Annotated in this window: 22 protein-coding genes and 1 pseudogene; 8 read left to right on the forward strand and 15 right to left on the reverse strand. The window is 72.3% G+C overall.

Annotation, left to right across the window (positions count from 1 at the left end):
* Both JGS22_RS20970 and JGS22_RS20975 read left to right on the forward strand, forming a co-directional pair.
* Positions 1 to 601, forward strand: a 601-nt coding sequence (locus JGS22_RS20970; protein ID WP_216815103.1) for an MFS transporter, incomplete at its 5' end; no start/stop codon positions are given.
* 253 nt (positions 602 to 854) lie between these two features.
* On the forward strand, positions 855 to 1229 hold the full coding sequence (locus JGS22_RS20975) for an RNA polymerase-binding protein RbpA (RefSeq protein WP_211043787.1): 375 nt from the start codon (positions 855 to 857) through the stop codon (positions 1227 to 1229).
* Here the strand turns inward: JGS22_RS20975 and fxsA are convergent.
* The 4 genes from fxsA to JGS22_RS20995 all read right to left on the reverse strand — a co-directional run bounded on the left by fxsA (position 1226) and on the right by JGS22_RS20995 (position 6567).
* Positions 1226 to 1948 (reverse strand): FxsA family membrane protein, encoded by a 723-nt coding sequence (gene fxsA / locus JGS22_RS20980; protein WP_216815104.1) that lies wholly within the window; start codon positions 1946 to 1948, stop codon positions 1226 to 1228. The two genes, JGS22_RS20975 and fxsA, sit on opposite strands and share 4 nt — an antisense overlap.
* Positions 1949 to 1951: 3 nt before the next feature.
* On the reverse strand, positions 1952 to 2719 hold the full coding sequence (locus tag JGS22_RS20985; RefSeq protein WP_211042957.1) for a polyprenol monophosphomannose synthase: 768 nt from the start codon (positions 2717 to 2719) through the stop codon (positions 1952 to 1954).
* Positions 2716 to 4413, reverse strand: coding sequence for an apolipoprotein N-acyltransferase (lnt, locus tag JGS22_RS20990; protein ID WP_211042959.1), 1698 nt, complete (start codon positions 4411 to 4413; stop codon positions 2716 to 2718). The genes JGS22_RS20985 and lnt overlap by 4 nt, the downstream gene beginning before the upstream one ends.
* A 519-nt stretch (positions 4414 to 4932) precedes the next feature.
* On the reverse strand, positions 4933 to 6567 hold the full coding sequence (locus JGS22_RS20995; protein ID WP_211042961.1) for an amidohydrolase: 1635 nt from the start codon (positions 6565 to 6567) through the stop codon (positions 4933 to 4935).
* A 222-nt stretch (positions 6568 to 6789) separates the two neighbouring features.
* Between JGS22_RS20995 and JGS22_RS26500 the strand changes: the two are divergent.
* Positions 6790 to 7008, forward strand: a pseudogene (locus JGS22_RS26500) (Lrp/AsnC family transcriptional regulator); the annotation flags it as partial.
* 22 nt (positions 7009 to 7030) lie between these two features.
* Here JGS22_RS26500 and JGS22_RS21005 read toward each other — a convergent pair.
* Positions 7031 to 7471 carry an Lrp/AsnC family transcriptional regulator gene (locus JGS22_RS21005; protein WP_211041304.1) on the reverse strand — a complete coding sequence of 147 codons (441 nt, stop codon included), beginning with the start codon at positions 7469 to 7471 and terminating at the stop codon, positions 7031 to 7033.
* 211 nt (positions 7472 to 7682) lie between these two features.
* Here JGS22_RS21005 and JGS22_RS21010 point away from each other — a divergent pair, with 211 nt between their 5' ends.
* Positions 7683 to 8054 (forward strand): hypothetical protein, encoded by a 372-nt coding sequence (locus tag JGS22_RS21010; protein ID WP_216815105.1) that lies wholly within the window; start codon positions 7683 to 7685, stop codon positions 8052 to 8054.
* Positions 8055 to 8428: 374 nt separating this feature from the next.
* Here the strand turns inward: JGS22_RS21010 and JGS22_RS21015 are convergent, their stop codons facing one another.
* The 3 genes from JGS22_RS21015 to JGS22_RS21025 all read right to left on the reverse strand — a co-directional run bounded on the left by JGS22_RS21015 (position 8429) and on the right by JGS22_RS21025 (position 12532).
* Positions 8429 to 9601, reverse strand: a complete 1173-nt coding sequence (locus tag JGS22_RS21015) for an acyl-CoA dehydrogenase (RefSeq protein WP_211041305.1) — start codon at positions 9599 to 9601, stop codon at positions 8429 to 8431.
* A 254-nt stretch (positions 9602 to 9855) separates the two neighbouring features.
* A complete protein-coding gene (locus JGS22_RS21020) occupies positions 9856 to 10941 on the reverse strand; it encodes an S-(hydroxymethyl)mycothiol dehydrogenase (protein ID WP_211041306.1) in 1086 nt (361 codons plus the stop codon).
* A gap of 211 nt (positions 10942 to 11152) precedes the next feature.
* Entirely contained in the window at positions 11153 to 12532 is a 1380-nt protein-coding gene (locus JGS22_RS21025) for an FAD-dependent oxidoreductase (RefSeq protein ID WP_236074233.1), read from the reverse strand.
* A gap of 399 nt (positions 12533 to 12931) precedes the next feature.
* Here JGS22_RS21025 and JGS22_RS21030 point away from each other — a divergent pair, with 399 nt between their 5' ends.
* Complete coding sequence (locus JGS22_RS21030) at positions 12932 to 13144, forward strand: zinc ribbon domain-containing protein (protein ID WP_211041308.1); 213 nt, start codon at positions 12932 to 12934, stop codon at positions 13142 to 13144.
* Between the two features lie 248 nt (positions 13145 to 13392).
* Positions 13393 to 14103, forward strand: coding sequence for a hypothetical protein (locus JGS22_RS21035; RefSeq protein ID WP_211041309.1), 711 nt, complete (start codon positions 13393 to 13395; stop codon positions 14101 to 14103).
* Positions 14104 to 14191: 88 nt separating this feature from the next.
* Here JGS22_RS21035 and JGS22_RS21040 read toward each other — a convergent pair whose 3' ends face one another.
* The 6 genes from JGS22_RS21040 to JGS22_RS21065 all read right to left on the reverse strand — a co-directional run bounded on the left by JGS22_RS21040 (position 14192) and on the right by JGS22_RS21065 (position 20158).
* Positions 14192 to 15160, reverse strand: coding sequence for an NADPH:quinone oxidoreductase family protein (locus tag JGS22_RS21040; protein ID WP_211041310.1), 969 nt, complete (start codon positions 15158 to 15160; stop codon positions 14192 to 14194).
* 89 nt (positions 15161 to 15249) lie between these two features.
* On the reverse strand, positions 15250 to 16008 hold the full coding sequence (locus JGS22_RS21045) for a histidine phosphatase family protein (RefSeq protein ID WP_211041311.1): 759 nt from the start codon (positions 16006 to 16008) through the stop codon (positions 15250 to 15252).
* A gap of 44 nt (positions 16009 to 16052) precedes the next feature.
* Positions 16053 to 17126: a phosphotransferase family protein gene (locus JGS22_RS21050; protein ID WP_211041312.1), complete on the reverse strand. Its 1074-nt coding sequence runs from the start codon at positions 17124 to 17126 to the stop codon at positions 16053 to 16055.
* Entirely contained in the window at positions 17123 to 18127 is a 1005-nt protein-coding gene (locus tag JGS22_RS21055) for an SDR family NAD(P)-dependent oxidoreductase (protein ID WP_211041313.1), read from the reverse strand. Before JGS22_RS21055 ends, JGS22_RS21050 begins: the two co-directional genes overlap by 4 nt.
* Positions 18124 to 19353, reverse strand: coding sequence for an acyl-CoA dehydrogenase family protein (locus JGS22_RS21060; protein WP_211041314.1), 1230 nt, complete (start codon positions 19351 to 19353; stop codon positions 18124 to 18126). Before JGS22_RS21060 ends, JGS22_RS21055 begins: the two co-directional genes overlap by 4 nt.
* Positions 19354 to 19558: 205 nt before the next feature.
* Positions 19559 to 20158: a TetR/AcrR family transcriptional regulator gene (locus tag JGS22_RS21065; protein ID WP_211041315.1), complete on the reverse strand. Its 600-nt coding sequence runs from the start codon at positions 20156 to 20158 to the stop codon at positions 19559 to 19561.
* A gap of 217 nt (positions 20159 to 20375) precedes the next feature.
* Between JGS22_RS21065 and JGS22_RS21070 the strand changes: the two genes are divergently transcribed.
* Both JGS22_RS21070 and JGS22_RS21075 read left to right on the forward strand, forming a co-directional pair.
* A complete protein-coding gene (locus JGS22_RS21070) occupies positions 20376 to 21992 on the forward strand; it encodes an alkaline phosphatase D family protein (RefSeq protein WP_211041316.1) in 1617 nt (538 codons plus the stop codon).
* A 110-nt stretch (positions 21993 to 22102) separates the two neighbouring features.
* A complete protein-coding gene (locus JGS22_RS21075) occupies positions 22103 to 23608 on the forward strand; it encodes a GNAT family N-acetyltransferase (protein ID WP_211041317.1) in 1506 nt (501 codons plus the stop codon).
* Here JGS22_RS21075 and JGS22_RS21080 read toward each other — a convergent pair.
* The gene (locus JGS22_RS21080) at positions 23559 to 24725 is read right to left on the reverse strand and encodes a trans-sulfuration enzyme family protein (protein ID WP_211041318.1); all 1167 of its coding nucleotides are present in this window, start codon (positions 24723 to 24725) and stop codon (positions 23559 to 23561) included. The genes JGS22_RS21075 and JGS22_RS21080 overlap by 50 nt on opposite strands.
* Between the last annotated feature and the right edge of the window lie 26 nt (positions 24726 to 24751).

Below are 24751 nucleotides of genomic sequence, written 5' to 3' on the forward strand. Positions count from 1 at the left end.
GCGGCGCTACCCGTTGACGCTGCTGTTCCTGGCGGCGTTCCTGCTGTACAACGACGGTATTCAGACGGTGATCACGCAGGCGTCGGTCTTCGGCTCGGAGGAGCTGGGGATGGACCAGACGACGTTGATCGGCGCGATCCTGCTGGTGCAGGTGCTGGCGGTGGCGGGGGCGCTGCTGCTCGGGCGGCTGGCGGAGGTCTTCGGTGCGAAGCGCACGATTCTCGGTTCGCTGGTGGCGTGGACGGTGACGGTGGGTGCGGGGTATTTCCTGCCGTCCGGGGAGCCGTTGTGGTTCTTCGCGCTGGCGGCGGCGATCGGCATGGTGCTGGGAGGCAGTCAGGCGTTGTCGCGTTCGTTGTTCGCGCAGCTGGTGCCGGCGGGCAAGGAGGCGGAGTACTTCGCGCTGTACGAGGTCAGTGATCGGGGTACGAGCTGGTTGGGTCCGCTGCTGTTCGGTGTGGTGTACCAGTTGACCGGTAGCTACCGGGACGCGATCATCTCGCTGATCGTCTTTTTTGTGCTGGGTTTTGTCCTGCTGCTCAAGGTGCCGGTCGGCCGGGCGATGCGAGCGGTGGGCAACACTCCTCCGGCCCGGATTTAGGCGTGGGCCGCCGGGGGCGGTAGTGTACGCCTCTGGTCCGTCGGCTGGGCCCGTTACTGCAGCGCTCTCTTCAGCAACTCAGGGCGACATATCTTCATTGATGTGACGAAACGGGCGTCGACGGGTACAGGTATGGCGGCACGACGGGCGACGTTTCTCCCGAACGGGAATCATCACCGCCGATCGGACGTTGACCGGATGACGACGACAGCGACATCTGTCCTGTGGGCGACAAGCCCGGGAGGCACTATTCATGAGTGAGCGAGCTCTGCGCGGCACGCGACTCGTGGTGACCAGCTACGAGACGGACCGCGGTATCGATCTGGCCCCACGCCAGGCGGTGGAGTACGCATGCGAGAACGGCCATCGCTTCGAGATGCCGTTCTCCGTCGAGGCCGAAATCCCGGCCGAGTGGGAGTGCAAGGTATGCGGCATCCAGGCCCTGCTGGTGGACGGCGAGGGCCCTGAGGAGAAGAAGACCAAGCCGGCGCGTACGCACTGGGACATGCTCATGGAGCGGCGTACGCGTGAGGAGTTGGAGGAGGTGCTGGCCGAGAGGCTGGCAGTGCTCCGCTCCGGCGCGATGAACATCGCGGTGCATCCGCGCGACAGCCGCAAGAGCGCCTAGGTCCATGAGGCCGCAGGCCTGTTGAGGTGTGAGGCAGTCAGCCCGCCGACCCGGTGAGATCCGGGTCGGCGGGCTGAGGGGCGGGTCGGGCCCTGGCCGGTGGCTCCGTCGCCGTCCTCGGGCTTGCCCCCCGGCTCGTCCTCGCGGATCACCTCGCCGGTTACGACCTTGCCGTCCGGGCGGTGGATGCGCACCTGTTCCTGGGCGCTGCGTGCCTGCTGGACGGCGTCCGCCAGTCCGCCGCCGGCGAAGCTGCGGCCCGCTGCTCGCCGGATGAGCGCGGCGGTCGGCGGGAAGATGCACAGCAGGCCCAGGACGTCCGAGGCAAGACCGGGGAGCATCAGCAGCAGGCCGCCGAGCATGGCGAGGCCGTTGCCGCCGCCCTTTCGGCGGTTCTCGCTGTCGGGCGCGGCGCCGGTGGAGCCCGGCTGCAGCGTCTCGGCGAGGTTGTGCCAGGCCCTGCGTCCGGCTCGTTTGATCACCACCGCGCCCAGGACGAACCCGGCGGCCAGTACCAGCACGACACCGAACAGGCCGATGGGGCCCGCGAGTTGTATCAGCAGCCAGACCTCGAGCACCGCCCAGGCGGCCACCAGCAGTGGCAGGAACCGGCGGACTCCCCGAGGGCGGGGGGTGGCGCCGGAGGCTCCCCGGGGTGCCCGGGGAGTGTCGGACTGCTCACGCGGTCTCTCGTACGGAGTGGGATCGCCTGTCGTCATGGGTCAATTGTGCCTGCGTCCGAGCAGTCGGTTGACTCGGGAGGTCACGCCCCAGGCCGGAACCCGCCACAGCGCCTCGAAGACGATGTCCTTGCTCATCTTGCTGTCGCCGCGTTCGCGTTCGACGAAGGTGATGGGCACCTCCACGACCTGGAAGCCCTGGCGCACCGCACGGTGGGCGAGGTCGACCTGGAAGCAGTAGCCCTGGGAGGCGACCTCGGCCAGGTCCAGGGCCTCCAGGGTGTGGGTGCGAAAGGCGCGGTAGCCGCCGGTGACGTCACGGACGGAGACGCCGAGGAAGGCGCGGCAGTAGGCGCTGCCGCCGCGGGAGAGGAACTCGCGGGACTTCGGCCAGTTCACCACGCGTCCTCCGGGCACCCAGCGGGAGCCGAGCACGAGGTCGGCGTTGCCGAGCGCGGTGAGCAGACGGGGCAGTTCCTCCGGCTGGTGCGAGCCGTCGGCGTCCATCTCGACCAGCACGTCGTAACCGTTGTCCTTGCCCCAGGCGAAACCGGCGAGGTACGCGGCGCCCAGGCCCTCCTTGCCCTTGCGGTGCAGCACGTGGACCCGGTCGTCGGCGGCGGCCAGCTCGTCGGCGAGCTTGCCGGTGCCGTCGGGGCTGTTGTCGTCGGCGACCAGGATGTGCGCTTCGGGCACGGCTTTGCGCACTCGTCGCACGATGGGTTCGACGTTGTCGGCCTCGTTGTAGGTCGGGATGATCACGAGGACCTTGCCGATCGGCCCCTGCGGCCTGGCTCCGGCGTTCGTCACTGCTGCTGCCCCTTCTCTTGCGTACGTCCGCGTCGACCTGCTGCCACGGCGGCGGCGCAGGAGAGGAGGCCGATGAAGGCCACGATCCACTCCGGTGCCGGGCCCACGCGGTCGGCGACGGTGATGTCGTCGCGCAGCGGAAGGCTTCCGGTCAGAACGTCCTGGGTGAACTCTTCGGTGCGCTGCTCGATTGTGCCGTCGGGTGCGACGATCGCGCTGATGCCGCTGGGCGCGGCGGTGACGATGGCCCGTCCGTGCTCCATGGCACGCAGACGGGACATGGCCAGCTGCTGCTCGGGCTGGCCGGTGTTGCCGTAGGTGGCGTTGTTGGTCTGGATGACCAGCGCCCGCGCTCCGGAGGTGACGGTGTCTCGGACGATCTCGTCGTAGGCCACCTCGAAGCAGATGACGTCGCCGAGCCGGGCGGGGCCGACCTGCAGCACGCCGCTGCCCTCCCCGGGCCAGAAGTCCCGGGGCACCCGGTCGAGCCGGGTGATGATCTTGCTGAGCTGCTCGCGGTAGGGGACGTACTCGCCGAACGGCACGGGATGCTGCTTGGTGTACGAGGCGCCGGGTCCGGTCGCAGGGTCCCAGACGATGCCCTGGTTCTCGACGTACCCCTCCTTGGTGGGGTGGTCGACCAGCGCACCGACGAGTATCGGTACGCCGACGGCTTTGGCGGCTCGGTCGATCGCCTCGCGTGCCTCGCTGAAGCGGTGCGGGTCGAGGTCGGAGGCGTTCTCCGGCCAGATGACCAGGTCGGGTTGTTCCGCCCGGCCGGCCTCGATGTCCTTCGCCAGTTGGACGGTGGGTTCGACGTGGTTGTTGAGGATCATCATGGGGCGGCCGAGGAAGTCCATGCCGGGCTGTTGGACGTTGCCCTGGACGACGGCGATCTCGACGGTGTCGTCCGCGTCGGTGGGGATCGGCACCAGGAAGCCGCATGCGCTCACGACGAGTGCGGCTGCGGCGGGCGGTGCGGCGGTGCGCAGCGTCTTCCGGCCGGGCCGGCGGGCGGCGCCCTCGCGTCCGCGCCACAGGGCGAGGCCCGCGGCGGCGAGCAGAGCGCCGCACAGCGCGACGGCGAAGGTGACCAGCGGGGCGCCGCCGAGTGCGGCGAGCGGGGTGAACGGCGAGCCGGTGTTGGCGAACGCCAGTCGGCCCCAGGGGAACCCGCCGAGCGGTATCCGGTCTCTGGCCCACTCCTCGGCGACCCAGAGACAGGCGGTCCACAGCGGCCAGGCGGGCAGCCGGGAGACGAGGGCGAGGCCGGTGGCCAGGGCGGTCAGGAAGAGCGCCTGGAGCAGGGAGAGGCCGATGACGGCGTCCCAGCCGATGACGTGCAGCCACTTCAGCAGGCCGAGGAAGAAGGCGAGGCCGAACACCAGGCCGGTCCAGGCCGCCTGGCGCAGTCCGCGGCCGTGGGTGAGGAGGCTGAGGGCCGCGACGGCGAGCAGCGAGAGCGGCCACACGTCGTAGGGCGGGAACGCCGCGGCCAGGGCGAGACCGGCCAGGGCGGCGGCCAGGGTGCGGGGTGCGCCGGTGCGGCAGCGCCTGGCGAAGCGCGCGCCGCGGCTCTCGCTCCGGGCGCGCGGGGGCCCGCCGGCGGAGGGTGTGTCCTCGCCGGACGCGTCGGCGACGGCCGGCGGGTGGCGGTGGCCGTTGTCGGCGGTGGTGTCGGGGCCCGGTGGCACGGTCTTCCTTGCAGGTCGGTGAGCTGGTGAATAGCGACCGTACAACGAGGCGGGCCGTGCTGGGATCCGGGTGCCGTAACGACTGGGTGGAGGGTGGCGCGCGAAGGGCGCGGAATGGACTGCGGATCGGGGCCCGGTGCCCTTCGGGCCGACCTGGGACCCGCTGGCTGCGGGTCGACCGAGAGCCGTTGTCTACTGAGCGTCCGGGCCCCACCCGGGTCGCACCTGCCGACCGCTCGAAACGCTCCGCCCCCGGCCGTGGGCGCTGGACCTGGCTTTCTGTGGCGGTGTGCTGGTACCTCGCACCCCACGTTGGCCCAGCGGCATGCGACGACTGCGCGGAAGTTTCGCGGTCGGACGTCCTGTGGTGGACTCGCCGAACCTATCGGGCTTCGACTGGCGTCTGTCAACACCCGTGTGAGCTGCGGCGTTTCGGCGAATCAGCAGGTCAGTGCCGAGCGGTTGGGGCGGACGGGGTCGGCGTGGCGGGCATCGTTCGGCGTATCCGCCGGGCTGCGATCACTCGTTCGGCCGCCGGTGGACGGTTCTGCCGGCGACGACGGTGCGCAGGCAGACGGGCAGTTCGCGGCCGGGCGTGAGGTCGGGCAGGCCGGGGGTGCCGGACCTGGGGTCGGTGGACCAGTTGGCGACGCGGGTGTCGGGGGTCTGGACGATCAGTTCGCCGACCCTCCACAGGGCGTAGTCGGCGGGTGCTCCGGGGACGAGCGCCCCGGCGTCGTCCCGCCCCGCGGCCCGCCAGCCGCCCCGAGTGTGGGCGGTGAAGGCTCCGCGCACGGAGATCCGGTGCTCGGGTGTGCGGTGGAACGCGGCGGCGCGGATGGTGCCCCAGGGGTCGAGCGGGGTGACGGGGCTGTCGGAGCCGAAGGCGAGCGGGACGCCGGCGCGCTGCATGGCGGCGTAGGGGTTGAGGCCGCGGGCGCGGGCGCCGAGACGGGTGGTGTACATGCCGTCATCGCCGCCCCAGTGGGCGTCGAAGGCGGGCTGCACGGAGGCGGTGAGGGCGAGTTCGGCGAAGGCGGCGATGGCGGTGCCGTCGAGCATCTCGGCGTGTTCCACTCGGTGGCGCAGGGCGCGTACACGCGGGAGGCCGGTTCGCCGCGCGGCTTCCCGTACGCCGTGCACGACGGCGTCCAGGGCGGCGTCGCCGATGGCGTGGAAGCCGGCTTGGACGCCTGCCTCGGTGCACAGGGCGACGTGGGTGGCGATGTCGTCCGCGGTGAGGTGGGCGGTGCCGGTGTGGTCGTGGTCGGTGTAGGGGGCGCGCAGGTGGGCGGTGTGCGAACCGAGTGAGCCGTCGGCGAAGAGGTCGCCACCGGCGCCGTGCGCACCGAGGTCGGCGAGGCGGTCCAACTGGTCGGCGTGGGTGAGGAGTTCGCCCCAGTAGCCGACGACGCGGGGGGTGGATTCCTGTGCGGCGAGGGCGAGGAGCGCGGTGAGGTCGTCCTCGCCGGAGATCTGCGGCCCTGCGCATTCGTGAAGGGTTCCGATGCCGAGCTCGGCGGCGCGGCGCAGTGCGGCGCGCTGGGCGTCGGCGCGTTGGGCGGGGCTGACGGAGTCCAGGGCGAGGGCTCGTACGCGGTGGTGCGCGTCGGCGGTCAGCGGGCCTTCGGGGTGGTGTCCGCTCTCCTCGGGGAGCCGGGCGGCCATGGCGCGCAGTGCGGTGGTGGCGAGGGCGGAGTGGACGTCGACACGGCTGAGGTAGAGCGGTCGTCCGCCGGTGGCGCGGTCGAGTTCCGCCCGGGAGGGGGGCCGCTGCTCGGGCCAGGCGGTGGCGTCCCAGCCGTGGCCGAGGAGGATGCGGTGGTCGGGATGGGCGTCGGCGTACTGCCGTACGCGGGTGAGGGCGGCGTCCAGGGTGGGGGCGTCGCCGAGGTCGAGACCGGTGAGGGCGAGGCCGGTGGCGGTGGTGTGCACGTGTGCGTCCGTGAACGCGGGAGTGACCAGCGCCCCGTCGAGGTGCTGGACCTCGTCGACGCCGTCGGCGAAGGAGTCCGCAGCGCCCTCGGAGCCGACCCAGGCGATGCGGTCGCCGCGTACCACCATGGCGGTGGCGAACGGGTCGGCGGGGCTGTGCACCTCGCCGCCGCGCAGCAGGAGGGTACGGGTGTCGCTGACGGGGGTGGTGTCGCTCATGGGGACAGTCTCCCGCCTGCGGCGCGCGCTCCGTTGCGCGGCGGCGAGGTGCACAGCCCCGCCGACCCGTTCGCCACCGCCATGGTGGTACGCGGCGACCGCATCGCCTGGGTCGGCTCCGAGGGCGCTGCGGACTCCTTCGCCGACGGCGTCGACGAGGTCCAGCACCTCGACGGGGCGCTGGTCACTCCCGCGTTCACGGACGCACACGTGCACACCACCGCCACCGGCCTGTCCACCTCGGCGGTTCATCAACGCGTACGGCGACTGGAGCAGCGCGGCGTCATCAAGGGCTACACCGCCCTGATCGACGCCGAGTCCGTCGGGCTGGCCATGACCGCGTTCATCTCGGTCAAGCCCTTCGACCCCAGCGCTCCCGACGACATCGCCGAACGGCTCGCCGGCATCGAGGAGATCGAGGCCTGCCACAGCGTCGCCGGCCGTGGTCAGCGGCACGGCAGGGTCACAGGCGCGGCGGGCGGGCCTCGTAGGGGGTGGAGAGGACGACGGTGGTGCGGGTGGAGACGCCCGCCACCGAACGCACCCTGGCGAGGAGCAGTTCGAGCTCGGTGGGGGTGGCGACGCGCACCTTGAGGATGTAGTTCTCGTCGCCGGCGACGCTGTGGCAGGCCTCGATCTCCTCGATGCCGGCGAGCCGTTCGGCGATGTCGTCGGGAGCGCTGGGGTCGAAGGGCTTGACCGAGATGAACGCGGTCATGGCCAGCCCGACGGACTCGGCGTCGATCAGGGCGGTGTAGCCCTTGATGACGCCGCGCTGCTCCAGTCGCCGTACGCGTTGATGAACCGCCGAGGTGGACAGGCCGGTGGCCTTGCCCAGGTCGGTGTAGCTCATCCGCCCGTCCTTGACGAGCAGTTCCACAATTTCTCGATCCAGCTGCTCCACAGCAGCAAAACCTACTGCGCCCGGGGCGGTCCGGCACACTCAGGGTGACGAGGGAACACACGCCAGCTGCGGCGCCGCTCATCTCGTGTGACGAAGGACACACGCAGGGTCCGGACAGTGGTCGCCCTGCGCGGTTACCGGGGTGGGGCGACGGGAAGTGCTTCGGTTGGCCGGGCCGGGTGCCCGGTTCGGGAACCCAGAGGGGGAACAGATGCGTACGACGAAGTCGTCCCGGTCCGAAGTCACGGCAACCGCCGAGCTGGTCGCGGACGTCGAGGAGGCTCACGAACTCCTGGAGATCTACCGGGTGTTGTGCCCGGAGTGCGGTCAGCGGATAGGCCTGCTGGCGGACGAGGAGCAGCTGCCGGAGCACGCGATGCTGCCCACCGCCCACGAGCCGTTCGGGATGACGGTGTGCCGGGCCTCCGGTACGCCCTCGGCCCGGGCCGAGGCGACGGACGAGCGGGAGGTCGCCGAGCAGGACGCGGCGGTGCTGCTGACGCTGCCGGCCGGGCTCGACTGGCGCACCCAGCCGTTCTCGCACGCGGGGCCCGTGGTGCCCGCGCAGGCGCGGCGCGGCTGAGCGGTTGGCCGGATTCCGCGCGGTCCCTCTGCGGGGCGCGGGTCGACGGCGGGGCGCCGGCACGATGTCGGTGCCGGCGGTCGCGAGGGAACGGGTTCGCCGCACGCGGCTGTGCGGGTGCGGCGGGGCCGGGCCGATACGGGGTGTGCTGCCGGTGTGAGCACGGAGCGGTGGCGCGCCCGGCTGTGGTCGCCGTGGGCGGTTCGGTGTCCGGACCGCAAGCTCTCGGAGCACGGTGACGCGCCCGAGGCGGCTGAGGTGCGAGAGCAGGCGGGACGCGAGAGCGGGCTGGGACGCGAGCGGCTGACGGGCCGTCGGACGCATGAACGGGGCGGCGGGCACCCGGGAGTGCCGCACCGCCCCAGTCGCGACTCTCAGCGGCTCTCGGGGCCCGCCAGGTGGCGGGCGATGACCATCCGCTGGATCTGGTTGGTGCCCTCGACGATCTGGAGCACCTTCGCCTCCCGCATGAGACGTTCGGCGGGGAAGTCGAGCGTGTAGCCGTATCCGCCGAGGAGTTGGACGGCGTCGGTGGTGACGCGCATCGCGGCGTCCGTGCAGAACAGCTTGGCCATGGCGGCCTGCCGGGAGAACGGTTCGCCCCGGTCGCGCAGTCGGGCGGCGGAGAGGTACAGCGCGCGACCCGCCTCGATCTGGGTGGCCATGTCGGCCAGCATGAAGCGCAGTCCCTGGAAGTCGGCGACGGGGCGGCCGAACTGGTGGCGCTGCGCGGTGTAGGTCAGTGCCTCGTCGAGCGCGGCCTGGGCGACACCGACGGCGCAGGCGGCGATGCCCAGCCGGCCGGAGTCCAGGGCGGCGAGCGCGATCGAGAAGCCCTGCCCCTCCTCCCCCAGGCGGCGGCTGTCGGGTATGCGCACGCCGTCGAAGTTGAGCTGGGCGGTCGGTGAGCCCTTCATGCCCATCTTGCGCTCGGGGACGGCGGCGGTCAGCCCTTCGGCGTCGCCGGGGACCAGGAAGGCGGTGATGCCTCGGGGGCCGGGCTCGCCGGTCCTGGCGAGCACGGTGTAGAAGTCGGCGACTCCGCCGTGGGTGATCCAGGACTTGGTGCCGTCGATGACCCAGTCGTCGCCGCCGCGCACGGCACGGGTGCGCAAGGACGCGGCGTCGGAACCGGAGGCGGGTTCGGAGAGGCAGTACGCGCCGAGCAGGCCGCCGCCGAGCATGTCGGGCAGCCGGCTCTTGCGCTGTTCCCGGCTGCCGAAGCCGGCGAGAGCGTGGCAGGCCAGGGTGTGGACGCTGACGCCCAGTCCGACCGTCAGACGGGCGGCGGCCAGCTCCTCCAGCACCTGGAGGTACACCTCGTAGGGCTGCTCGCCGCCGCCGTGTTCGGCGGGGTAGGGGAGGCCGAGCAGACCGGTGCGCGACATGAGGGCGAAGCTCTCGCGCGGGAAGCGGCCGGCTTCCTCCTCCTCGGCGGCGGGCGGTTTGATCTCGCGCTCCACCAGATCGCGGACGAGCTTGAGGAGATCCCTGGCTTCGTCGGTGGGCAGCAGGCGCTCCACCGGTTGAGGACCGTGGTCGGGCATGGTCGGGCTTCCTCCCTGTGGGGCGGAGTGGACGGGCGGGGCGGGCCTGGTGGGCCCGGTACGCCCGGTGGTCGGGCAACCGGTCGCGCTTCGGGTCGACGAACGCGCGGGCGGTGCGTGTGGCCCGTGGATTATGCCCGATGCGGGTACGGGGCGTCACCGCATCGGCGGGGCATCCGGCCGCCCCCGTCCCCGCGGCGGAGCGGGGGCGGCCGGGCCGCGGGCCCGGACGGGTGTCCGGGCTGCGGTGCGGGTCAGAGGACGATCACGGAGCGCAGGACGTCGCCGCGGTGCATCCGGTCGAACGCGGCCTCCACGTCGTCCAGGCCGATGCGTTCGGTGACGAAGGAGGCGAGGTCCAGGCGTCCCTGCTGGTGCAGGTCGATCAGCATGGGGAAGTCGCGGGAGGGCAGGCAGTCGCCGTACCAGGAGGACTTGAGCGCGCCTCCCCGGCCGAAGACGTCCAGCAGCGGCAGTTGGAGCTTCATGTCGGGGGTGGGCACTCCGACGAGGACGACCGTGCCGGCCAGATCCCTTGCGTAGAAGGCCTGTTCGTAGGTCTCGGGGCGGCCGACGGCTTCGATGACGACGTCCGCGCCGAAGCCTCCGGTGGCCTCCCGGATCGCCTCGACGGGGTCGGTGGCGGTGGCGTCCACGGTGTGGGTGGCGCCGAAGGTGCGGGCGGTCTCCAGCTTCCGGGGGTCCACGTCGACCGCGATGATCCGGGCCGCTCCGGCCAGTCGCGCTCCGGCCACGGCCGCGTCGCCGACTCCGCCGCAACCGATCACCGCGACGCTGTCGCCCCTGCCGACCTGTCCGGTGTTGATGGCGGCGCCGATGCCGGCCATCACCCCGCAACCGAGCAGCCCGGCGACGGCCGGGTCCACCGCCGGGTCGACCTTGGTGCACTGCCCCGCGGCGACCAGCGTCTTCTCGGCGAAGGCGCCGATGCCCAGCGCCGGGGAGAGCGGGGTCCCGTCGGTCAGGGTCATGGGCTGCCTGGCGTTGTGGGTGTCGAAGCAGTACCAGGGGCGGCCACGCTCGCAGGCGCGGCAACGGCCGCACACGGCGCGCCAGTTGAGGATCACGACATCGCCGGGAGCGACCTCGGTGACGCCCTCGCCCACCGACTCCACGACGCCGGACGCCTCGTGGCCGAGCAGGAACGGGAACTCGTCGTTGATCCCGCCCTGCTTGTAGTGGAGGTCGGTGTGGCAGACACCGCACGCCTTGATGTCGACCACCGCCTCGCCGGGCCCCGGGTCGGGCACGACAATGGTCTCCACCCGCACCGGCTCGTTCTTGCCCGGCGCCACCACGGCTCGTACTTCCTGCGTCATCAGCGCTCCTCGTCCAGGGTCCCGGTGTCCGGCCCACTGCGACGAGAAGAACCAGGTCACGGCGTGGCCGGCACAGCCCTGCCAGGCTCTCACGAACGTCGCGGGTGCGGGCGGCCGTTGTGGCACCCGATCGGAGTCCGGGTGCCACAACGCAGCGGGTGCGCGGTGCGGGCGCTACCGGTGCGCGGGCACGGCGGGCAGGCCGGTGGGCTCAGCCGGCCTCCCGCACCGCCGAGACGGCCTTGCGCGCGGCCACCAGGACCGGGTCCCACACCGGTGAGAAGGGCGGCGCGTAGCCGAGGTCCAGCATGGTCATCTGCTCGACGGTCATTCCGGCGGTCAGCGCCACCGCCGCGATGTCGACCCGTTTCCCCGCGCCCTCGCGTCCGACGATCTGCACGCCCAGCAGACGGCCGGTACGGCGTTCGGCGAGCAGCTTGACGCGCATCGGAGCGGCGCCGGGGTAGTAGCCGGCGCGGCTGGTGGCCTCGACGGTGACGGTGACCCAGCGCAGCCCGGCAGCCCGGGCCTGCGCCTCCAGCAGCCCGGTGCGACCGATCTCCAGCTCGCACACCTTGCTGACGGCGGTTCCGACCACGCCGGGGAAGGTGGCGTAGTCGCCCCCGATGTTGCGTCCGACGACCTGGCCCTGCTTGTTGGCGTGGGTGCCGAGCGGGATGTGCCGGTGGGCACCGGTGATTCGGTCCAGCACCTCGACGCAGTCGCCGGCGGCCCAGATGTTGTCGTGCCCACGCACCCGCATGGCCAGATCGGTCAGCACTCCCCCGCTGTCGCCCAGCGGCAGGCCGGCGTCCCGGGCGAGGTCGGTGAGCGGCCTCACGCCCATGCCGAGGACGACCAGTTCGGCCTCGTGGCGGTCGGTCTCGGTGGTGACAGCCCGTACCCGGCCCTCCGCGTCGGTCTCCAGGCCAGTGACGGCCGAGCCGAGTGCGGTGGCCACCTCCAGGCGGTTCAGGGCCTCGCGGACGTGGGCGCCCATGTCCGGGTCGAGGGTGGTCATGGGCTCCTCGGCCCGGTCGACGAGGGTGACGCGGTAGCCGTGGCGCAGCAGGGCCTCGGCCATCTCCACCCCGATGTAGCCGGCTCCCACGACCACGGCGCGCGGCCGCTCGTCGGCGCGGCGGCGGTCGAGCGCGGCGAGGTCGGCCAGGAGGCGTTCGCCGTCGCCGAGGGTCTGTACGGCGTGCACGCCCTCGGCGTCGATGCCGGGCAGCGGCGGCCGGATGGGCCGGGCGCCGGTGGCCAGCACGAGTTCGTCGTAGCCGGTCCACTCCTCCCGGCCGCTGCCGCCCTCGCGGGTGCGCACCCGCGAGCCCTGGACGTCCAGCGCGGTGACCTCGGTGCGGGTACGCACGTCGATGCCGCGCTCCCGGTGCTCCTGGGGACTGCGGGCCACCAGCTCGTCGCGATCGGTGACGTCACCGGCGACCCAGTACGGGATGCCGCAGGCGGAGTAGGAGGTGTGGTCGCCGCGTTCGAAGGCGACGATCTCCAACTCCTCGGGCGGGCACAGCCGTCGGGCCTGGGACGCGGCGGACATGCCGGCGGCGTCGCCCCCGACGATCACCATTCTTCTGGGGCTCCTGGTCCTGCCGGGCCGGCTCATCCGCGGTTCCTTTCGGCTGGTGGTGCTGGTCGCGCCTGGTCCGCCGACCGTACCCGGGCCCCCCTGCGTGCGGCGGCGACGCCGCGGGGAAGCGGGCCGGGGCGTACGGGCCTGCGGAAGGCGCGAGTTGACGCCCCGTCGGCGGCGAGGCGCGTCCCGCTCGGACGGTGCTGTCCGGATCGGGCGGTACGGCCCGCCGCGGACGGTGCTGTCCCGATCGGGAGGCGGCCCGCCGGCCGCCTGAGGTGCCCGGAGACGGGGCGCGCCCGACGGGGCGCGGGGCCGCGGCGGTAACGTCTGGCGGTGCGGCCCGCCACGCATTCTCGGCGGCCGGGATCGGCGGCGACCAGGGAGCGGGCGGAAATGACGGCACGGGCGTATGTGAACGAGCAGCAGGTCAGCTGTGTCTTCTGTCGGTTCGACCAATTCGACCGGCGCGAGATAAAGCTCAACACCACGGGCATGTCGTTCATGGGGTTGGACTGGGCGAACAGGGCGGCCACCGGGCTGGTGTGCGCGCAGTGCGGCTACATCCAGATGTTCCTGGACCCGGCGATCCGCTACGAGGACAGCTGAACCCAGGACCGCGCAAGCGGTACGGCGCGAAGCACCGGGCGGGGCGACCGCGTGACAGCGGCACGGGGACGCACGCGACGTCGTACGGCTGTGCCCTTTTCGCCGGTGTGAGCCCTGCCCAAGACCCTTTGGCGGTACGTGTGTTGCCCGGCGCGACTACTGCGGGTGAGCGGGGCGGCACAGGTGTCGTACGCTGCTCGTCTGCAGCAGGGGGATCACTTTCCGCGTTCCACAGGAGGATCAGCACCATGTCACGACGGGGTACTTCGGGTATCGCAGTCGCCGCCGCGCTCACCGCCGTTCTGCTCTCGGCCTGCGGAGGCGGTGAGGACGGGTCGAGCGGGTCCGCCGACAAGGGCGCCGATTCCGGTGGCCGCTCCGCCGAGGAGCTGGTGAAGGCGGTGAACAAGGAGATGGGTGCGACCTCCTTCCGCGCCAAGGGCAGCAGCACCGCTTTCGAGGGCGGGCAGCAGGAGATGTGGGTGGATCCGGAGCAGGGTCTGCGCATCCGGGTTTCGGCGCCCGAGCTGGCGACGACCGACATGTTCTGTTCGGAGGGCACGCTCTACACCAGCACCGCGCTCGTCTCCGCCCAGTTGGCGCAGAAGGGCCAGAAGGTCCAGGTGCCCAAGGACCTGGAGAACAAGTACGTCAGCACCACCGCCGGCGGCAGCTGCAACCGGCTGTACGAGATCTTCCCCGGCGCGAAGCTGGACGAGAAGCTGAACGACGAGGTCGGCGGCAAGGCCACCACCGCCCTGGTGGCCGAGTCCCAGGGCAACAAGGACGTGTACCAGGTCGCGGCGAAGGGCAGGGCGCTGGTGCTGCGCATGGACTCCGAGCACGGAGACCGCAAGAGCACCACGAGCTACGACTCCTTCGGCGAGGACCTGCGCATCACCATGCCGCAGGAGAGCTCGGTGATCGCGATGAAGGAGTTCCAGGACGCGGTGAAGTGACCTGTCGCGTACGGCACTTCGGGGCGCCCCGTGTTTCGGGGCGCCCCGAAGTGTGCGGCGGCGGGCGCGTCTGTCGCGCGGTGCCGGGTCAGCGCAGCCGGAGGGTGACCTTGCCGGTGGCGCGGCGCTCGTCGAGCAGGGCCAGGGCGTCGGCGGCCTCGTCGAGGCTGTGGCGGGGACCGGGCGGAGGAACGATCGCACCGGACTCCAGGAGCGGCAGCAACTCCTCCCACTGTGCGCGCAGGTAGTCGGGACGGGCCAGCCAGAAGGCGCCCCAACCGACCCCGACCACCGAGATGTTGTTCAGCAGCAGCCGGTTGACCTTCACGGTGGGGATCTCGCCGCCGGTGAAGCCGACGACCAGCAGCCGTCCCTCGGGGGCGAGGCTGCGCAGCGAGTCGGTGAAGCGGTCGCCGCCGACCGGGTCGACGACGATGTCCACTCCCCTGCCGCCGGTCAACTCCGCGACACGGGCCCGGAACCCGTCCGCGAGCACGGTCTCGTGCGCCCCCGCGGACCGCGCCGCGTCGGCCTTGGCGTCGGTGGAGACGACGGCGATGACGTGGGCGCCGAGCGCACGGGCGAGCTGCACGGCGGCGGTGCCGACCCCGCCGGCGGCGCCGTGCACCAGTACGGTCTCCCCCGCGCGCAGGCCCCCGCGGCGGGTGAGGGCGAAGTGCACGGTGAGGTAGTTCATCGGCAGCCCGGCGGCGGCGGTGAAGGAGAGCCGGTCGGGCAGCGGGAAGACGGCTCGGACGTCGACGGCGACCAGTTCGGCGAAGCCGCCGAACCCCGGGAACGCGGCCACCCGGTCGCCGGCGGTCAGGCCGCTGTCGTCCGGGGCGCTGCGTACGACACCGGCGACCTCGGAGCCGGGGCTGAACGGGGGTTCGGGCCTCAGCTGGTACTCGCCGCGCGTCAACAGCACGTCGGGGTAGGCCACTCCGGCCTCGTGGACCTCGATCAGGACCTGGCCGGGACCGGCCTGCGGGTCGTCGACCTCGGCGACCGCGACGGACCGGGGGCCGTCCAGCGTGGACACCTGTACTGCGCGCATGGGCGGTTCTCCTCTGGTGGGTGTGGGCGCGGGCTGGGGGGGCGGAGGACTGCGGTCGGGCTGGGGTCTGCCGAAGGGCGGGCGTGCAGTCAGCGGTAGGTGCGCAGGGCCTGCTGCTCGCCGCTGAGATGGGCGTGGTCGTTGAGGGCGAGCAGGGTGGCGCCGGAGCGTCCGAGGAGCACCGTGGTCACGGCGGCATTGAGCATCACGCGGTTGACGGCCACCACCGCGGTGGCCGGCAGCGACAGCAGTCGCCCGCACAGCGCGGCCAGCACCCCGCCCGAGGTGACGACGACGGCGTCGCGGGCAGCGGTCGCGCGGCCGGGGGCTGAACCGGGGGCCGGGGAAGCTGCGAGGGCAGCCGCGAGGTCCGTCAGGGCTTCGCCGGCGCGCTCGCTGAACCGCGGCCAACCGTCCTCGTCCGCCGCAGGCACGTCCGTCTCGATCCACCGCAACAGTGCCGCGTCCAGCATCTGTTGGACCTCGCGCGAGCTGCTCGGAGCGGCGCTGTGCGCACGTTCGCGCGCGGCGCCCTCGGAGTCTGCGGAGCTGCCGGGGCCCTCGGTGGCCGCGGGGCCGTGGCGGTCGAGCAGACGCAGATGGTCGTACTCGTTCCAACGGGCGTCGGTGCGCAGGGCGCTCTCGAAGCCGCCTGCTCCGGCCAGGAGTTCGGCGGTCTCGCGCTGCCTGCGCAGGGTGCCGCAGACCAGCAGGGGGTCGCGCGGCGTCCGGCGTGCCAGCTCGCGTCCGACCACGGCGGCCTGGGCCCGGCCGGTGTCCGAGAGCGCGTCGTAGTCCTGTGCGCCGAAGGACGCCTGTCCGTGGCGCACGAGATGGATGACGGGCATTGCCTGGTGCCTTTCACGAGGGAGCGGTAGGCCTCCGGCGCGCGTCAACTCCTGCGCGCAGGACCGGACTCCGCCGCGCGAATCCTCGAACGGCAGCGGTGGTCAAGGTAGTTGACGGCGAGCCACAGATGCCGGAAGGCCGGGTTGCGGGTCTGCCTGTGGTGGTAGCGGTGGTAGATCTGCTGGGCGATACCGGCGAGGCGGAACATGCCGAACACCTCGTAGAAGACCCAGTTCTCCACCGGCAGGCCGGTGCCACGACGGTAGCGTTCCACCAGTTCGGCGCGGGTCAGCATGCCCGGGAGGTGGCTGGGCTGGCGCCGCGTGGAGCGGGCCATCCGGTCGTCGTCCGCCTGCACCCAGTACGCCAGCGCACTGCCGAGCTCCATCAACGGGTCGCCCACCGTGGCCAGTTCCCAGTCCAGTACCCCGGCGACCTCCAGGGAGTCGGGTTCCAGGACGAGGTTGTCCAGGCGCCAGTCGTTGTGAATGACGCGGGCGGCGACGTCGTCGGGACGGTTGTCGGCGAGCCAGCGCGAGACGCGGGCGAAGCTCGGGGTGTTCCAGGTGCGTGCGCGGGCGTACCGCCGGGTCCAGCCCTCGACCTGGCGCTCGACATAGCCAGGCCCTCGGCCGAGGTCCGCGAGGTCTGTGCCGGCGGGGTCGACCCGGTGCAGCTCGATCAGAGTGTCGACATAGCGTTCGGACAGTGCGCGGGCCCTGGCGGGGCCGAGGTCCAGGCCCGCGGGCGGGTTGCGCCGCAGTACGACGCCCGGCACCCGGTCCATCACGTAGAACTCGTCGCCGATGACCTCCTGGTCCCGGCACAGCGCCCGTACGTTCGGTACCTTCCCGAAGGCGGGGCGCAGCGCCTGCTGGACCCGGTACTCGCGGGCCATGTCGTGCGCGGTGGAGGATCTGCCGCCTTTCGGCGGTCGGCGCAGGATCAGCTCGGTGTCCGGGTAGCGCAGCAGATACGTCAAGTTGGACGCGCCGCCGGAGAACTGGGTGACAGTGGGGTTTCCGCTCACCTCCGGCAGCCGCTCCGCCAGCCAGGCGGTGACGCGGTCGGTGTCGAAGGCGTCCTCGGCCCGTACCTGTCCGAGTCCCTCGCTCATCGCGCCGTCCCGCGCGGGGTGTCGGGGGCGGTGCCGCCCGTCGCGGCGGACCGGCCGTCGGCGGCGATGTCCTCGCGCACGCCTTTCTCGGGGCCGGTGTGCTCGGAGCCGGTGCGGGCCGGGGCGTCGTCCGCGGCGGTGTTGCCCGCGGGGACGACGCCCGCGGCGGTGTCGGCTGCGGCGGTGTCGGCTGCGGCGGTGGACTGCGCTGCCTCGCGGTCCTGGGCGTCGAGCTTGGCCTTGGTGCGCAGCCACTGGCGGGCGATGCGGCGGTCCGCCAGCGCGGGGAGCAGTCGTTTGACGGCCACGGCGATCCGGCCCTCGCGGTGGGTGTTGATCAGGAAGCGGCCCTTGGCCACGGCGCGCACGGCACGGTCGGCGAGCTGCTCGGGGGTGAGCGAGCCGTGCCGGATGAGGTGGTCCGCGAGCCGGGCGAGTACCGGATCGGGGCTGCGGAGGCCGGAGTTGAGGCGGGTCGGCACGAAGCCGGGGCAGATCACGCTGGTACGGATGTGCCAGGGCGCCAGCTCGTGCCGCAGCGTCTCGGTGAGGGAGATCACGGCGGCCTTGGAGACGTTGTAGGAGGACATCCCGGGCAGGTTCATCAGCCCGGCGAGAGAGGCCACGTTGACCAGGTGCCCGCTGCCCTGCTCCTTGAGAAGCGGGATGAAGGTGCGGCAGCCGAGGACCGTGCCGTGCAGGTTGATGTCGAGGATCCAGTCCCAGTCGTCCTGTTCGATCCTCTCCAGCCGGCCGGCGGCGGCCACTCCGGCGTTGTTGACCAGAAGGTCCAGGCCGCCCCAGTTCGTCTCGCACCAGGTGCGTGCCCGTCGCCAGTCCTCGGGGTCGGTGACGTCCAGCTTCACGTACTCGGTTCCGCCCGGCTCCTCGGGCGGCAGCAGGTCGCCGACGAGCACGCGGTGCCCGTCGGCGAGGTAGCGCGCGACGAGCGCACGGCCGAGGCCGCTCGAACCGCCGGTGATCAGGACGCGCAGGCTCATCGGTTCTCCTTCTCGGCGGCCTCGCGGTGGGCGCGCAGTTCGGTGCGGGCGACGACGCCGAGGTGGACCTCGTCGGGGCCGTCGGCCAGGCGCAGCGCGCGGGCGCCTGCCAGCGCGGCGGCGAGCGGGAAGTCGTCCGAGAGGCCCGCGCCGCCGTGGAGTTGGATCGCCATGTCGATGACCTCGCAGGCCATCGCCGGTACGGCCGCCTTCACCTGGGAGAGCGCGTCGTAGGCGCCGAGCGGGCCGGACCGGTCGAGCAGCCAGGCGGTGTGCAGCACGTGCAGCCGGGCCTGGTTGACGGCGATCCGTGCACGGGCGATGCGTTCGCGGTTGCCGCCGAGGTTGGAGAGCGGTTTGCCGAACGCGGTACGGGTGACGGCGCGTTCGCAGGCGAGTTCCAGGGCGCGCTCGGCCAGGCCGATCAGCCGCATGCAGTGGTGGATGCGTCCGGGGCCGAGCCTGCCCTGGGCGATCTCGAAGCCGCGGCCGGGACCGGCGATGATCGCGTCGGCGGGCAGTACGACGTCGGTGAAGGAGACTTCGCCGTGGCCGTAGGGCTCGTCGAGGTAGCCGAGGACGGGGAGCATCCGCTCGACGGCGAAGCCGGGGGTGTCGGTGGGGACGACGACCATGGTGTGGCGGGAGTGCCGGTGGGCGTCGGGATCGGTGACGCCCATGAAGATGACGAATCGGCAGTCTGGGTGCCCGACCCCGGTGCTCCACCACTTGCGGCCGTTCAGCACGACCCGGTCTCCGTCGAGGACGGCGGTGGCGGCCATGTTGGTGGCGTCGGAGGAGGCGACGTCGGGTTCGGTCATGCAGAAGGCCGAGCGGATGCGGCCCTCCAGGAGCGGCTCCAGCCAGCGGGAGCGCTGTTCCTGGCTGCCGTACTGGTGGAGGACCTCGGCGTTGCCGGTGTCGGGGGCGTTGCAGTTGAAGACCTCGGGGGCGAGGAAGGAACGGCCCATCTCCTCGGCGAGCGGGGCGTACTCCAGGCAGTCGAGCCCGGCGCCGTGCCGCTCGTCGGGCAGGAAGAGGTTCCACAGGCCGGCGTCCCTGGCCCTGGCGGTGAGCTCGTCGACCACCGGGAGCCGGGTCCACGGATCGGGCAGGGCGCGCAGCGCCGCATGGTACTCGGCCTCGCGCGGTTCGATCTCGGTCCGGATGAAGTCGCGGACGCGCGCCTGGTAGTCACGTGCCCGGGGGGAGAGTGCGAAGTCCACGGTGAGTCGGCCCGTCTCGCTCGTCGGTCGGTTCTCGGTCGGTCGGCAGTCGTCCGTCGCCGCCCGGACGGCGGTTCGGCGGCGCGGAGTACGGAGGCTAGTGGCTTGTTGAGCAATGCTCAATAGCGTGGACCGGATCGTTCCGCCGGGACAGCGGCGGGCGGGAAGGGCCCGGGCCACGACGCGCCTCGGCCCCGGGCCGGCGTCAGCCCGCCGTGGCGCGGGAGAGGTCCAGGACCCGGTCGAGGTTGACCACCAGAAAGTCGATCAGCTCCTCGGCGGGAACGACCTCCTCGGTGCTCTCCACGGCCATCTCCTCTGCCATCGCCAGCCAGCCGCGAACGGCGAGCGAGGTCAACGCCGTGGGCCGCTCCTGCTCAGCTGCGGCCAGCACCCTCTCGGCGATCGTCCTCCGGTGTCCCTCGAAGACCTTCAGCACCAGCGGGTCACCGCCGGCAGCGACCCGTACCAGCGCCACGTAGTTGGTGCGCCGGCGCTGGACGAAGCTGACGAAACCGGTCACGATGCCGCGGACCCGCTCTTGGGAGGTGCCCGTCTCCGGGGCCTTGGCGTGCTTCAGCAGTCGGCGGCCGGCGGCCTCGACGACCGCGTAGTAGTAGTCGCGCTTGGTCGGGAAGTAGCGGAAGAGCAAGCCCCGGGAGATGCCCGCCTCGGCGGCGACCTCGTCGATCGACAGCTCGTGGATGGGCCGGTCCACCAGCAGCCGCAGCCCGATGCCGATCAGCTGCCGGCGGCGTTCGTCGGCGCTCAGACGGGTGCGGGTGCGGGTGGGCTCTGGAGGCATGGTGGCGAGCCTATTTTCGGCCGTTCGCACGCGGCAACCCATACGGCGACCGCGACGCGGAGAGCGCGCAGGGCTTGCAGTGCGGCTCTGCGCCGTCCAGGTCATCTGCGCTTCACCCCGGTGCCGCCCTCTGTTGCCCCGCGCCGTGTTCGATGACAATTCCCGTGCCTGCGGCCTGTGTTGGCCGCCGTCTTCGTCTCCTTCCGGAGGATTGCTCATGGCGCACAGCGACTCCGCACCTTCTTCCGCCCCGTCGGCCCCCTCCCCCGCCGCGGGCACCGCGCGGCGGGCCCTGTTGCGGGGGTCGCTCGCGGCCGGCGCTGCCCTCGCTCTTCCGATCCCGCTCGCCGGTTCCGCTCCCGCGCAGGTGCGGGCGGGTCGGCCCGCCGCGCGGTGGGGCGTACAGGTGGGCGACGTGACCGGCTCGTCCGGTCTGGTGTGGGTCCGCTCGGACCGCCCCGCACGGGTCACGGTCGAGACCTCGGCGACCGAGTCCTTCCGGCGGGTGCGGCGCTGGCGAGGTCCGGTGGTGGGACCCGGCACCGACTTCACCGGCTGCACCTCGCTCTCCGGACTTCCCTCGGGCGAGCAGGTCCACTACCGCGTCACGCTGAGCGATCCGGACGACCCGCGCCGCAGCGGCAGACCCGTGGAGGGGACGTTCCGCACCGCTCCCGACCGGCGGCGCCAGGATGTGCGCTTCCTGTGGTCGGGGGACGTGGCCGGGCAGGGCTGGGGCATCAACCCCGACCGCGACGGGTTCACCATCTTCGAGGAGATGCGCGGGATCGATCCCGATTTCTTCCTGCACAGCGGTGACACCATCTACGCCGACGGCCCGCTGGAACCGACGGTGGCGCTGCCCGAGGGCGGCCTGTGGCGGAACGTGACGACGGAGGAGAAGTCCAAGGTCGCCGAGACACTCGCCGAGTTCCGGGGCAACTTCCGCTACAACCTGATGGACCACCACCTGCGGCGCTTCAACGCACAAGTGCCCATGATCGCGCAGTGGGACGACCACGAGGTGACCAACAACTGGTACCCGGGGGAGATCCTGGAGGACGAGCGGTACACCGAGACCCGGGTCGACGTGCTGGCGGCGCGGGCCCGGCGCGCGTTCTCGGAGTACTTCCCGATCGAGACGCTGCCGGCGGCCGATCCGGAGGGGCGGGTCTACCGGGTGGTGCGGCACGGCCCCCTGCTGGACGTCTTCGTACTGGATCTGCGCACCTACCGCAACGCCAACTCCCCCGGCAGGCAGGTGGACGAGCGCCGGGGCGCGCTGGGTGAACGCCAACTGCGCTGGTTGAAGAAGGAGTTGGCGCGGTCGCGGGCGATGTGGAAGGTGATCGCCTGCGATATGCCGCTGGGGCTGGTGGTGACCGACGGGGATCAGGACTACGAGGCGGTCGCGCAGGGCGATCCCGGTCGGCCGCTCGGCCGCGAGCTTCAGTTCGCGGAGGTGCTGCGGCACATCAAGCACCGGCGGATCACCGGCACCCTGTGGCTGACGGCGGACGTGCACTACACCTCGGCTCAGCACTACGACCCGTCCCGGGCGGCCTTCGGGGACTTCGAACCGTTCTGGGAGTTCGTCACCGGACCGCTGCACGCGGGCGGTTTCCCCGCGCTCGAACTCGACGGAACCTTCGGGCCCTCGCAACCGTTCGTGAAGGCACCAGCGGAAGCCAATGTGCCTCCCTCACAAGGTGGTCAGTTCTATGGGCAGGTCGACATCGACGGACAGTCGGGCGCACTTACCGTGCGCCTGCGCGAACAGGGCGGCGAGGTGCTCTTCGCCAAGGAGCTCCAGCCCGGGCGCGTCGGGCAGTAGTGTGCGCCGCAGCCGGCTGCGCGGTGTGCGCCGGAAAGGGCCGAGCGCCCTTAACGCATCGGTCACGGCGCCTTGTCGGCCGCGCAACAGCCGCGCGCGAGAGTGGTCCGATGGCTGACGCATCTTCCGATCAGACCGCCGGGGGCGGACCGCTCCCCCTCGGCGGGCGGCCCGTGTCCGGTTCCGCGCGCCGCCCCGGCCGGGTCGCGGCGCTCTGTGCGGGGGCGGCACTCGCCGTCGTGTGGACGGGGTACCCAGCGGAGCAGACGGCGCTCCTGACCGCGCTCGCGTCGGCGGCGCTCGCCGCGGCGGGGTCGTACGCCTGCCAGGCCGCGCTCAGTCGCAGCATCCGGGCGGCGGGGCGCCCGCACCGGCCCCGAAGGGCCTTCGGCCCGACGGACGACGATACGAAGGAGACGACGGGTAACGCGATGGGCACCAGCACATCGGAGGGCGGGGCAGCGCACCGCACCGGTAAGCACGAGCACGGCGGGGAGCAGGAGGGCGAGGGCGGACCACCGCCCGCGCTGTGGCGGATGCGTACGACGGTGGTGGACGAGCCCGGTGCGCTCGCCGCGCTCTGCACGGCCCTGGCCGCGATCGGGGTGGACATCCTGGCGCTCCAGACCCATCCGCTGGGCGGCGCGACGGTGGACGAGTTTCTGTTGCGGGCCCCCGGCGGGGTGGAAGGGGACGCGCTGTCGGTGGCGGTCGAGCGCGCGGGCGGCACCGACACCTGGCTGGAGCGCGCCCACACCCACGACCTGGTCGACACTCCCACCAGAGTTCTCCAGATGGCCACCCGCACGGCGCTGGACTCCTCCGAACTGCCGCGCGCGCTGCGGGAGTTGCTCGGCCGCTGCCGCATCAGGTCGCTGCCGCAGGAGGCGGACGGGGCCGCCTCGGCGCAGCAGACCGGTGACGCCTGCGGTCCCGCCGCGCCCCCGGCGGCCTGCTTCCAGGAGACCGTGCTGCGGCTGCCCGACCCGGCGGGCGGGACCCTGGTCGTCGAACGCCCCCATCTGCCGTTCACCCCGAGCGAGTTCGCTCGCGCCAGGGCCCTGGTGGAGCTGGAGGCCCGGCTCGGCCGACGGCTGCCGCGCCGCCGGGACGCCGTCGAGCTGCCCGAGGGCGGCACCATCACCGTGCGCCGGGCGGACACCGAGGACGTCCCCGCAGCCAGGGCGATGCATCGGCGCTGCTCGGCACAGACCCTGCACAGCAGGTACCACGGTCCGGTCGGTGACGCGGACCGCTATCTGCGGCATCTGCTCTCGCCCCGGATCGGCCGCACCCTCGCGGTCGAGACCGCCGCCGGGCATCTGGTGGCGCTGGGGCATCTGCTGTGGGACGGCGAGGAGACCGAGGTCGCCCTGATCGTGGAGGACGAGTGGCAGGGGCGCGGGATCGGCGCCGAACTGCTGCGCAGGCTCATCGCGTTGGCCGTCGAGGCGCGCAGCGAGAGCGTCTACGCCGTCACCCGGGCGGGCAACACGGCGATGATCGCCGCGATGCGCGGCCTCGGCCTCCCGCTGGACTACCAGTTCGAGGAGGGCACCGTGGTCATCAGCGCGCCGCTCGCTCCTGCTGCCGTGCCGGCGCAGCCGTCGCGCTGAGCGCCCGGTCCAGATCGGCCCACAGGTCCTCCACGTCCTCCAGCCCGACGGACATCCGCAGCAGCCGCTCACTGATGCCGCCGCTGCGCCGGTCCGCCTCCTCGACGATGCGGTGGCTGATGGAGGCCGGGTGCTGGATGAGCGTGTCGACGCTGCCCAGGCTCACCGCCGGGGTGATCAGGTCCACGCCGCCGATCACCCCGTGCGGGTCGCCCGCGACTTCGAAGGCGACCATCGCACCGCCGATGCGCGGATAGTGCACCCGGCTCACCCGGGGATCCTCGGAGAGCCGGCGCGCGAGTTCGGCCGCCGAGGCGGACTGCGCCCGTACGCGTACCGGCAGGGTGGCGAGGCCCCGCAGCAGCAGATAGCCGGCCAGCGGGTGGAGCACGCCGCCGGTGGCGAAGCGGATCTGCCGCAGCCCGCGGGCGAGTTCCTCGTCGCAGGCGACGACGCCGCCGAGGACGTCGCCGTGACCGCCCAGGTACTTGGTGGCACTGTGCAGCACAAGCCGCACGCCGCTCTCGGCGGGGCGCTGGAGCACGGGGGTGGCGAAGGTGTTGTCGGCGAGGATCGGCACCGAACCGCAGGAGTGCGCGACGGCCCGCAGATCCACCTCGGCCAGGGTGGGGTTGGCCGGGGTCTCCACCATCACCAGGCCGGTGTCGGGCCGGATGGCGGAGGCGATCCCGGCCGGGTCGGTCCAGGTGACCTCGGTGCCCAGCAGGCCGCTGCCGAGCAGATGGTCGCTGCACCCGTACAGGGGGCGTACAGCGACCACGTGGCGCAGTCCGGCGGAGCCGCGCACCAGCAGTACGGCGCTGAGGGCGGCCATTCCGCTGGCGAAGGCGACAGCGGACTCGGTGCCCTCCAGCCGGGCGAGGGCGTCCTCGAAACGCGCGACGGTCGGATTGTCCAGCCGGGCGTAGACGGGCGGCCCCTCGGGCCTCGCCCCGGTCGCGGCGAACTCGTCGATACGGGCGGCCTCTCCCCTGCTGTCGCGGGAGGGGTAGGTCGTCGACAGGTCGAGCGGTACGGCGTGCAGACCGAGAGCCGCGAGGTCCTCGCGACCGGCGTGCACAGCCTCGGTGGCCAGCGAACGCGATGGTGTGTCCATGAGAGGGATGCTGAATGACGATCGGC

The organism is Streptomyces tardus, from assembly GCF_018101125.2.
GTDB lineage: Bacteria > Actinomycetota > Actinomycetes > Streptomycetales > Streptomycetaceae > Streptomyces > Streptomyces tardus.

Coding starts and splice junctions, on each gene's coding strand:
- JGS22_RS21070 (WP_211041316.1), top strand. CDS start 20,376: ATGGCGCACAGCGACTCCGCACCTTCTTCCGCCCCGTCGGCCCCCTCC.
- JGS22_RS21075 (WP_211041317.1), top strand. CDS start 22,103: ATGGCTGACGCATCTTCCGATCAGACCGCCGGGGGCGGACCGCTCCCC.
- JGS22_RS20995 (WP_211042961.1), bottom strand. CDS start 6,567: ATGAGCGACACCACCCCCGTCAGCGACACCCGTACCCTCCTGCTGCGC.
- JGS22_RS21050 (WP_211041312.1), bottom strand. CDS start 17,126: ATGAGCGAGGGACTCGGACAGGTACGGGCCGAGGACGCCTTCGACACC.
- JGS22_RS21040 (WP_211041310.1), bottom strand. CDS start 15,160: ATGCGCGCAGTACAGGTGTCCACGCTGGACGGCCCCCGGTCCGTCGCG.
- JGS22_RS21030 (WP_211041308.1), top strand. CDS start 12,932: ATGACGGCACGGGCGTATGTGAACGAGCAGCAGGTCAGCTGTGTCTTC.
- JGS22_RS21025 (WP_236074233.1), bottom strand. CDS start 12,532: ATGGTGATCGTCGGGGGCGACGCCGCCGGCATGTCCGCCGCGTCCCAG.
- JGS22_RS21065 (WP_211041315.1), bottom strand. CDS start 20,158: ATGCCTCCAGAGCCCACCCGCACCCGCACCCGTCTGAGCGCCGACGAA.
- JGS22_RS21010 (WP_216815105.1), top strand. CDS start 7,683: ATGCGTACGACGAAGTCGTCCCGGTCCGAAGTCACGGCAACCGCCGAG.
- JGS22_RS21015 (WP_211041305.1), bottom strand. CDS start 9,601: ATGCCCGACCACGGTCCTCAACCGGTGGAGCGCCTGCTGCCCACCGAC.
- JGS22_RS21020 (WP_211041306.1), bottom strand. CDS start 10,941: ATGACGCAGGAAGTACGAGCCGTGGTGGCGCCGGGCAAGAACGAGCCG.
- JGS22_RS20975 (WP_211043787.1), top strand. CDS start 855: ATGAGTGAGCGAGCTCTGCGCGGCACGCGACTCGTGGTGACCAGCTAC.
- fxsA (WP_216815104.1), bottom strand. CDS start 1,948: ATGACGACAGGCGATCCCACTCCGTACGAGAGACCGCGTGAGCAGTCC.
- JGS22_RS21045 (WP_211041311.1), bottom strand. CDS start 16,008: ATGCCCGTCATCCATCTCGTGCGCCACGGACAGGCGTCCTTCGGCGCA.
- JGS22_RS21080 (WP_211041318.1), bottom strand. CDS start 24,725: ATGGACACACCATCGCGTTCGCTGGCCACCGAGGCTGTGCACGCCGGT.
- JGS22_RS21035 (WP_211041309.1), top strand. CDS start 13,393: ATGTCACGACGGGGTACTTCGGGTATCGCAGTCGCCGCCGCGCTCACC.
- JGS22_RS21055 (WP_211041313.1), bottom strand. CDS start 18,127: ATGAGCCTGCGCGTCCTGATCACCGGCGGTTCGAGCGGCCTCGGCCGT.